We start from the raw sequence: 8,450 nt of genomic DNA, 5'->3' as shown, positions 1-8,450 counted from the left end.
ATCACCAGCCGGCTGCGGTCGCTGTTCCTCGAGAACCTCGAATACAGCGTGTTCGACATGCGGCAGGCGGGCCATATCGATATCAAGGTCTGGTCGGCGACGATGACGGGCCGCATCCTCTATGGCGAGACGCCTCTCGAACTGATCGAGGCCTACACGGAATACGCCGGCCGCATGCGCCCACTGCCCGATTGGGTGCACAACGGCGTTATCCTCGGCCTGATGGGCGGCACGGAGGCCGTGCGCGCCAAGCTCGGCCGGGCTCGTAACGCGAACGTCCCGGTCGCCGGTCTGTGGCTGCAGGACTGGGAAGGCGTGCGGACCACGTTTGCCGGCACGCAGCTTTGGTGGAATTGGAAACTCGATGAGGCCTACTACCCGCGCTGGCGCGAGCTCGTCGTCGACGTCGAGGCCCAAGGCGGCCGCGTGCTGCTCTACATCAATCCGTTTCTCGCCACCGAGAACGGCCACAACCAGATGTTCACGGAGGCCAAGGCGAAGGGCTATCTCGTTCAGAAGGCGGACGGCTCGCCCTACCTCATCAGGAACTCGAGTTTTTATGTCGGCATGCTCGACCTCAGCAATCCCGACGCTTGCGCCTGGATCAAGGCGATCATGAAGACGAACATGATTGGCGCGGCGGGCGGCTACGGCTGGATGAGCGACTTCGGCGAGGCGCTGCCTTTCGACGCCAAGCTGCACGGCGGCGCCGACCCCGCGGTCTGGCACAACCGCTACAGCATGGAATGGTTGCGGGTGAATCGCGAGGCGATCGAAGAATCTGGGCACGGCGACGAAATGGTGTTCTTCGCCCGCGCCGGTTTCACTCAAAGTCCCGGCGTCGCCACCCTGTTCTGGCTCGGCGACCAACTGATGAGCTGGGACGCCTACGACGGCATCAAGACGGCGGTGGTCGGCCTGCTCTCGGCCGGCGTCTCCGGCTTTAGCCTGATGCACAGTGACATCGGCGGCTATGTCGTGCTCAAGTTCAATTTCGTCGGCAGGCAGATTCCGGTGATCGTTCGCACGCCGGAACTGCTGATGCGCTGGATCGAGCTCAACGCCTTCACCGCCGTGATGCGGACGATGGAGGGCGCGGCTCCCGAAATCACGCCGCAGTTCGACTCGAGCCCGGAAATGCTGGCGCAGATGGCGCGCTTCGCCAAGGTCTACAAGGGGCTCGCGCCTTATCGCAAAGCGCTCGTTGCCGAGGCCGCCGCGCGCGGCTATCCCGTCGTCCGGCACCTCTTTCTCCACTACCCCAACGACCCGAACACCCACGCGCTGAAATACCAGTTCCTGCTCGGTCCCGACCTGATGGTCACGCCTGTCTTGGATAAGGGCAGGGACACAGTCGATGTATACTTCCCCATGGGCAGCCAATGGACCGACCTGTGGACCGGCGCCGCGGTCGGCCAGGAGGGCGAATGGATGGAGGCGCCGGCGCCGCTGTCGAAGCCCGCGGTGTTCCTTCGCAAGGGCGCGCCGGCGGCGCAGCAGATCATCGACGGACTGAAGAGCGCCGGAATCCTTTGAGTTCGTGTTTTTTTGGCGGAGGAGGCCGGCAAGAAACCCTGGCATCGTCAGTGCGAGCCGCCTTCGCGGGAATCCGGGCCCGCTCGCGGCCGTGTTCGGCGCGTTGGGCTCGATCGCGATCGCCATCTGCCCGCTCTAAGAGACGAGCGCCAGGGTTCGACGCGTCGAGCACGGCGGCTCTGTCGGGCGTCCCGTATGCTTCGACGAGCGCATCGGCCGGTTGCATCACGCGCAGAGCTTACGGCGCGCGATCAACTTCCGGCCATTAGCCATTGCAGACCGAAATCCAAGTCATTTCGGTTCGCTTCCGAACCGGTCGGAGAGCGCTGCCGTAAAGACGGGCTTCCAGTCCAGAATGTGATGGCTGATGAGATTGGCGATCGATTTGACGTTCCCAGCGAACGCAAGATCGATGAGCTCGTAGTGCTCCTTCACCGAAGCCTCCTGGCGCTTGCGACCAGCGGCCGAGTCGATGCCGTACAATCGCATTCCATCCCGCAGGTCCATGGTCAGTCGTGTGAGCAGGGGATTGTCGGCCTTTGCGATCAGCGCCTGGTGAAACGCGCGGTCGGCCTCGACATAAGCGAGTACGTCCACGCTCTTGACTGCTGTTGCGATGTCATCGGCAAGCGCCCGCAGTTCGCCGACCTCAAGCAGACGCCGCTCGGCGAGGGTGACCATGGCGAAGCGCTCCAGCAGCTCGCGCACGGTGAACAGATTGTCGAGTTCTTGCAGCGAGGTCACTTCGACCCTGAATCCTCGGTTGCGCAGAGGCGTGATCAGCCCGGCGCGGCTCAGCTCGAGCAGCGCCTCGCGGACCGGCGTGGTTGAAACCCCCAGCTCCTCCGCCAACGTCGGAACTGAGTACATCGTCCCCGGAGCGCTTCGTCCCGAGACGATGTCGGAGCGAACCCGCCGCACCACTTTGTCCCGCAGGCTCGTGAACATTTCGGCGTCGCGTAATCCGTCCAAGCTCGTCTCTCCTGTGCGCTGACTGAATTTTTCCCGGCCCACAATAGCCCACTTGACGTGCCGTGTCACGCATGCTAGTAGCGCGTCACACACTACAGCTAAGAAGGAGGACGACATGACGGAAGAAACTTTCAAACGCCTGATCTGCCTTGGATGCGGCTTTCTCTACGACGAGGCGGAGGGGCTCCCGGAGCACGGCCTGCCGCCGGGCACCCGCTGGCGGGACATCCCCGACGATTGGCGCTGCCCGGATTGCGGAACGCCCAAGCACGAATTCGAGATGGTCGTGATCGGTTACGCCGCCGGGCAGCCCTTCGCCGGGCACGCCGCCTAATCGGCAAAAATCAGGAAAATCGGAAAGGAACAGGACCATGTCGGACTCTTTCATTTTGCCGGCCCGCGAGCGCGGCCATGAACGCATATCGTCGATCGGGCAAGATTCAGCCTACGTCGGCGGGCACCCCGACGCCTTCATCACTCGGGAATCGAGCTTCAACTTCCATGAGTATCAGAGCGGACGGCCCGGATTCGGAACGATGCGCGTCTTCGGCGACGAAGTCTTCAACGGTCCGGGATGCGGCTACAACATGCATTCCCACCACAACTTCGTCATCGCCGCGATCGTCCTGCAGGGACAGCTCACCCATGTCAACACGGTGGGCAATGTCGATCAGCTGCACGAGGGCGACTATTACGTCTTTTCCGCCGGTTCGGGCGGCAAGCATACTGAGCTGAGCATCAGCGACGAGGACATGCACGCGATCTATCTATGGTTCCTGCCCGGCCAGCTTTTTCTGCCGCCGAGCTATCACCGCGCGCATTTCGACCGGAACGCGCGGCGCAACAGCATCGAGCAGCTCGTCGGCGACCAGGACGGCGCCCTGCCCATCCCGCAGGACGTGCGCGTTTCCCGCCTGATCAGCGATCGTCCAGGCTCCTATGTTTATCGTCCCCGCTCGGAGGCGCACGGCGTCTACGCCTTCGTTCTCGAAGGCGAGATGCGCTGCGCCGACGCGCAAGTCGGGCGGCGCGACAGCGTCGGCGTCTGGGGCGCGAAGAGCATTTCCTGCGACGTCACCGCCGACGAGACAGACGTTCTCTTCGTCGAAACCATCATGTGAGGCCGGAGCGGGCCGGGCGTTGCCGCACGCAAGGCGTCAACGTCCGCCGCCGAGCCAAATCGGGAAAACGACGATGCCAATCATGAATGTCCGCTATCGCGCAGGAAGCCTCGATAGAACGGCCAAAGAGGCAATGGCGCGACGATTGACCGACGTTCTCATCGACATGGAGGGCGGCGCCAACACGCGCGCAGGGCGCGCGTTCGCCTGGATTCTCTTCACCGAGATCCCCGAGGGCGACTGGTGGGTCGGCGGCCATGCCGACAATACGTTCGTCTCTCCGCCGGGCGCCTTTCTGGTGAACGTCGTCGTACCGGAAGGCTACATGAATGCGGCGCACAAGAGCGACGTGCACGCCGCCGTCACGAGCGCCATCACGCAGGTGATGAGCGGGTCCTCTCAAGCGGGCGTCGCCGCCAGCGTGCTCGTCGTGATCGACGAGGTGACCGAGGGCAATTGGGGCGCCGGCGGGAAGACCATCAGCCTCGACAGCATCGCCGACAGTGTAGGACTGCCAAAGAGCGGCGAGCGATTCCGATGGGTCCGCTCCTATTTCGAGGCGAAGGCGCGACAGTTCGCTTCGGCGGGTTATCCCGTCGACGTCGGGGGCCTGCTTGCCTCAGCCGCAAGCCACAGACAACCACCGATCGCCTGACCGTAAAGGTTGTTAGCCGGAGTCTCCGCAAAGGAATGTCGTTACTGATCGGACCAGTTGCTAAAATTGAATGCTCGCGTAACGCAAGCTGCGCGCTCATGTAACGCAATAACCGCCAATGCTGCGAATCGACATCGAGACTCGACTTAACACGAGGCGATAGTTTTGGCAGGATATCGATCTTAACGGTACACGGACTCGGTTTTACTTCCAGGAGCGGTCCGGGACCTTCGCTCTTCGGCAGCCGACCATCGGCGCAATAGGTTCCATCACGAAACGAGGATGATATCATGTTGAAGCAGATTGGGTTCTTTTTGACTTTGGCGGCGGCCGCGATCTTGTCGTCGCAATCCGAGGCCATGCCGATCCAGCCCCTCGGCGACGACGCTTCTATGGTCGTCAAGGTCGCCAATGGGTGTGGCCCCGGCTGGTATCGCGGGCCCGGCGGCGCCTGTCACCGGTTCGGCCGAGGCCCCTATCCGGGGGGGTACTGGGGCCCGTATCAGGGCGGTTACGGCTGGAACGGCTGCCCTCCGGGATTTTGGCGGGGCCCCTGGGGTCATTGCCGCAACACGCCCTATCACGGCCCGCTGCCCGGCGGCGGCTGGCAATAGCGCGCCGACAGCGCCCGCAAAGGGGGGCGGCTTCCTAGCGAGCCGCCCCTTGCACGAAAGGATCGGCGGCTGTGACGCGGAAGACCGGCGTCGGCGGCTGGCCGAGTGAGCGTCGACTGCGTCGACGATCATCAACTGGGTGAAGCGCGTCGGAATCCTCTGACGCCGCCTTTTCGTGGAGGAAACTTTCAATGACCCATTACATCCTCGGCGAGACCCGCCGACGCTCAATGCTGGGCGCGCTAGCAGCTGTGCTCGGCGCGTTGGGTTCGATCGCAACGGCTGTCTCTCCGGCCGCCGCTCAGAACGGCGCGCTGATCCAAACCCAACCGCTCTATGGCGCGCCCGACGGCGCGGCGGCCTATCGCATCCTCTACCGATCGACAGGGCTGAGTGGCGAGCCGATCGTCGTCTCCGGCATGGTCGTCATTCCTCAGGGCGATCCGCCGCCGGGCGGGCGGCCGATCGTCGCTTGGGCGCATCCGACCACCGGCGTCGCGCCGCGCTGCGCCCCGTCGCTCGCCAGGGTGCGCTTCCAGATGATCCAGGGCCTGCGTGACATGGTGGAGCGCGGCTATGTCGTCACGGCGACCGACTATCCCGGCCTCGGCACGCCGCAGACGCATCCCTATCTCGTCGGCGACAGCGAAGGACGCGCGGTGCTCGATTCCGTGCGGGCCGCTCGAGCGTTGCCCGACGCGCAGGCAGGGTCTCGTTTCGCGGTCTGGGGACATTCGCAAGGCGGGCAGGCGGCGCTCTACACGGGTTTGCTGGCTAAAGGTTACGCGCCGGACTTGCAACTCGTCGGCGTCGCCGCCGCCGCGCCGGCGACCGAACTCTCCACGTTGATGAGAGACGATCTCGGCACGTCCGGCGGCAACAATCTCACGGCGATGACCCTGTGGTCGTGGGCGCGGGTGTACGGCGCGCCGATCAACAATGTCGTCGAGCCCGCCGCGATGCCGGCGGTCAACCGGCTAGCAGGGGAATGCATCGAGTCGATTTTCGATCTCTTCGAGCGGCGTCGCACGGAGAAGTCGCTCGAGCACGGATTCCTCAGCGTGAAGAATTTCGCCGGCGGCGAACCCTGGCGTTCGCTGCTCGCAAGAAACACGCCCGGCGCGCTGCCGCCGAACATTCCCGTCTTTCTGGCGCAGGGCGACGCCGACAAGCTGGTCCGCCCCGAGGTCACCGCCGATTACATGCGGCGGCTGTGCCGAGACGGCAGTTCGGTGCGCATGGTCGTCCTGCCCGGCGTCGGCCATGGGGTCCTCGGGCGCGACAGCGCGAGCGCCGCGGTCGCCTGGATCGCCGACCGCTTCGCCGGGATCGCCGCCCCGAGCGACTGCGGCCAGTAGGGACAAGGGTGGGCGCGCCAGACACGCCGAGCGGAAGATGCGCCTTTGTCTGGAGCGTGGCCCGCCTACGACGCCGCATGGCCGGTCACGGCGAAATGGTTGGCGCAGGCTTGCCGGGTGATTTCGTCGAGGCGCTGGCCGATGGGGTCCCAGTGGGTCGGCATGATTCGCTCGGCAGCCCTTCTCAAGTGCGCTTTCAGTTGGGAGAAAGCTCGCCTCGGCGGCGGCGATCGGTGGGCTAAAGAGGCGAAGCGGGAATAACTCGAGCGGCGGTCCGAGGGGCGGCAAAGCTGCGAGGCGCTTGACCACTGCGGCCCCTTACCCGTCGCCGCCATCTCGTTGGTCATGACGGCAAGCGCCGCGCGTCGTTGACCAACGACGGCGGAATCCGGCGCCCGCCGTGTGACGCCGGACGAAGCGTTCGTTTTGTGAAACTAGATCAAGGTCGCCTTCATTGCAGAGGCGGAATCGTCGATGTCGACCTACGCCAATTTGCGTTCAGATCGGGGCCAGTGACCTGCACTATTGGCTTGCCGGATCCGAAAGCAGGACAACGACGAGCACGGCGCCGATCATCCCGATGAAGTCGAACGCTTTTTGCTCGCCGTTCCAGATTTGCGATTGCCACATGGCGAACCACTCGCCGCCGATCGAAACGAAGCCGACTGCGTAAAGCAGGAACCCTAGGCTCAGGCCGCTGACGGCCAAAGCCTTTGCCCGGTTGAAATCCTCGCCGCCGATCGCCGCCAGCAGGCGGAGACACCCTGCCCAGAGCAGCAAGGCGACAAGTGTCTCAGTCGCGATGATCAGCCAGTAGCCGGCGGCCTGCGCGGTCGGATTGGCAATGGCCCGCCAATGAAGGCTTGAGTTGGGGAATGTCGTATCCATGGACAGGACGTGTTGCACGAACTGCCAGTTGCTGCCGTAATCGGTGAAGTTGCCGAAGGCCACGAGCGAGAAGAAGAGCGCCGCCGAGGCGACGAGCGCGATCTTGCAAAGCCGAACCAGGATCATCCCGCCCCCCTTCGGTGTCCGCCCAGTGCGTTCCGTCACAGGCGGCCCAAATCGCCACGGCGCGCGCGTGGCGCGCCGATCGTCGGCGTGAAAGGTCCGCCGCTTCTCGCAAGCTCCGGACGACCATTCCGCGCCGACCGCTCCCCACCATAGCGTCTTTGCGTTTGGAAGTTAGCTCACTTTGTCGCCGCTCCCCTCGCGAAAACCTTTCCCCCGATCTAGCCATGCGCTAACTTTACAATCGTACATGCAAGTTTGGGAATCGCCTGAAGAACTCCAAGTAAAATCAGCGAGCGCGACACATGTGGGACTTCGGGGTCGCCGGGTTGGTCCTGCTGCTCGTTCTTGCGAGCAGCGGGGCTGGGCAAATCCTCCAGCCGGCGTTGCATGAGCACCACAAAAGCCGCGAGACCATCGACGCGGTTCGACTCGTCATTTCGATACTGGTCACTTTCACCGCGCTAGTCCTCGGACTCGTCACCAACTCGGTGAAATCGTCCTATGACTTGTTTGACGCGAGGATGCGCGGCTTCGCCAGCGACATCATTGAACTCGATCAGCGGCTGCGAGAATATGGCGCCGACACCGACCCCCAGCGTGCCGTGCTGCGAACCTATGTTGCCGCCGCGATCGCCGACACTTGGCGCGATGAGCCGCGACCGCCGGGCGGCTATCCCACTTTTGCGCCGACGCAGGGCTACGAACGTCAAGAACTGGGCGCGCTGCTTATCGAATTGGACGGCGCGATCAGGCGGCTCGCGCCGACCGACGATTTTCACCGAAGGCTGGCTGACAGCATCGCGGCGAGAATGACGGAGACGCTTCAGCAGCGGTGGCTCCTCATCATCACTCCCCAGGATACGCTTTCTCCACCGTTCATTATACTGATGGTCTCCTGGCTGGTAATGATCTTCGGAGTTTTCGGGCTGAGTTCCCCTCGCAACTTGGTCGTCTCCGTGACGATCCTGATGTGCGCGCTCTCCATTTCGTCCGCCGTCTATCTGATTCTGAATCTGGACAGCCCGCTGACGGGTTTAATTCGCGTGTCGAGCGGCCCTTTGCGGACCGCGCTCGGCCATATTGACCCTTCGCGCTAGAGCGCCGTGTAAATCGGCCTCCGAGTGTGACCTTTCCGTCCTCGGACAATTCAGAAAGCTGCCGCCCAATTCGGCATTCGGTC

At 63.7% G+C, this 8,450-nt stretch carries 9 protein-coding genes; 7 read left to right on the top strand and 2 right to left on the bottom strand.

Annotated features, from left to right (window positions below):
- Positions 1-1,536: alpha-glucosidase (locus ABSF49_RS07575; protein ID WP_424112029.1), on the top strand; the 1,536-nt coding region annotated here is incomplete at its 5' end.
- A 291-nt stretch (positions 1,537-1,827) separates the two neighbouring features.
- On the opposite strand, the gene ABSF49_RS07570 is transcribed toward ABSF49_RS07575, so the two are convergent.
- Positions 1,828-2,508 (bottom strand): GntR family transcriptional regulator, encoded by a 681-nt coding sequence (locus tag ABSF49_RS07570; protein ID WP_424112028.1) that lies wholly within the window; start codon positions 2,506-2,508, stop codon positions 1,828-1,830.
- Positions 2,509-2,623: 115 nt separating this feature from the next.
- Here ABSF49_RS07570 and ABSF49_RS07565 point away from each other — a divergent pair, with 115 nt between their 5' ends.
- The 5 genes from ABSF49_RS07565 (at position 2,624) to ABSF49_RS07545 (ending at position 6,256) form a co-directional block, all read left to right on the top strand.
- On the top strand, positions 2,624-2,842 hold the full coding sequence (locus tag ABSF49_RS07565; RefSeq protein WP_424112027.1) for a rubredoxin: 219 nt from the start codon (positions 2,624-2,626) through the stop codon (positions 2,840-2,842).
- A gap of 37 nt (positions 2,843-2,879) precedes the next feature.
- A complete protein-coding gene (locus ABSF49_RS07560; RefSeq protein ID WP_424112026.1) occupies positions 2,880-3,629 on the top strand; it encodes a pirin family protein in 750 nt (249 codons plus the stop codon).
- 145 nt (positions 3,630-3,774) lie between these two features.
- The gene (locus ABSF49_RS07555) at positions 3,775-4,284 is read left to right on the top strand and encodes a tautomerase family protein (RefSeq protein WP_424112025.1); all 510 of its coding nucleotides are present in this window, start codon (positions 3,775-3,777) and stop codon (positions 4,282-4,284) included.
- A 290-nt stretch (positions 4,285-4,574) separates the two neighbouring features.
- The gene (locus tag ABSF49_RS07550; RefSeq protein WP_424112024.1) at positions 4,575-4,898 is read left to right on the top strand and encodes a GCG_CRPN prefix-to-repeats domain-containing protein; all 324 of its coding nucleotides are present in this window, start codon (positions 4,575-4,577) and stop codon (positions 4,896-4,898) included.
- Positions 4,899-5,089: 191 nt separating this feature from the next.
- Complete coding sequence (locus tag ABSF49_RS07545) at positions 5,090-6,256, top strand: alpha/beta fold hydrolase (protein WP_424112023.1); 1,167 nt, start codon at positions 5,090-5,092, stop codon at positions 6,254-6,256.
- Between the two features lie 522 nt (positions 6,257-6,778).
- Here ABSF49_RS07545 and ABSF49_RS07540 read toward each other — a convergent pair.
- Positions 6,779-7,270 carry a DUF2165 family protein gene (locus ABSF49_RS07540; protein WP_424112022.1) on the bottom strand — a complete coding sequence of 164 codons (492 nt, stop codon included), beginning with the start codon at positions 7,268-7,270 and terminating at the stop codon, positions 6,779-6,781.
- 302 nt (positions 7,271-7,572) lie between these two features.
- Between ABSF49_RS07540 and ABSF49_RS07535 the strand changes: the two genes are divergently transcribed.
- Positions 7,573-8,367 (top strand): bestrophin-like domain, encoded by a 795-nt coding sequence (locus tag ABSF49_RS07535; RefSeq protein WP_424112021.1) that lies wholly within the window; start codon positions 7,573-7,575, stop codon positions 8,365-8,367.
- Positions 8,368-8,450: the final 83 nt, after the last annotated feature.

The organism is Roseiarcus sp. (assembly GCF_049514155.1).
Taxonomy (GTDB): Bacteria; Pseudomonadota; Alphaproteobacteria; order Rhizobiales; family Beijerinckiaceae; genus Roseiarcus.
The sequence above is the reverse complement of the archived record's forward strand: the minus strand, read 5'-3'. Positions and strand labels throughout refer to the sequence as shown.

Excerpts from the sequence above, each read along its gene's own strand:
- ABSF49_RS07565 (WP_424112027.1), top strand. The coding sequence starts at position 2,624 with ATGACGGAAGAAACTTTCAAACGCCTGATCTGCCTTGGATGCGGCTTT.
- ABSF49_RS07560 (WP_424112026.1), top strand. The coding sequence starts at position 2,880 with ATGTCGGACTCTTTCATTTTGCCGGCCCGCGAGCGCGGCCATGAACGC.
- ABSF49_RS07550 (WP_424112024.1), top strand. The coding sequence starts at position 4,575 with ATGTTGAAGCAGATTGGGTTCTTTTTGACTTTGGCGGCGGCCGCGATC.
- ABSF49_RS07545 (WP_424112023.1), top strand. The coding sequence starts at position 5,090 with ATGACCCATTACATCCTCGGCGAGACCCGCCGACGCTCAATGCTGGGC.
- ABSF49_RS07540 (WP_424112022.1), bottom strand. The coding sequence starts at position 7,270 with ATGATCCTGGTTCGGCTTTGCAAGATCGCGCTCGTCGCCTCGGCGGCG.
- ABSF49_RS07535 (WP_424112021.1), top strand. The coding sequence starts at position 7,573 with ATGTGGGACTTCGGGGTCGCCGGGTTGGTCCTGCTGCTCGTTCTTGCG.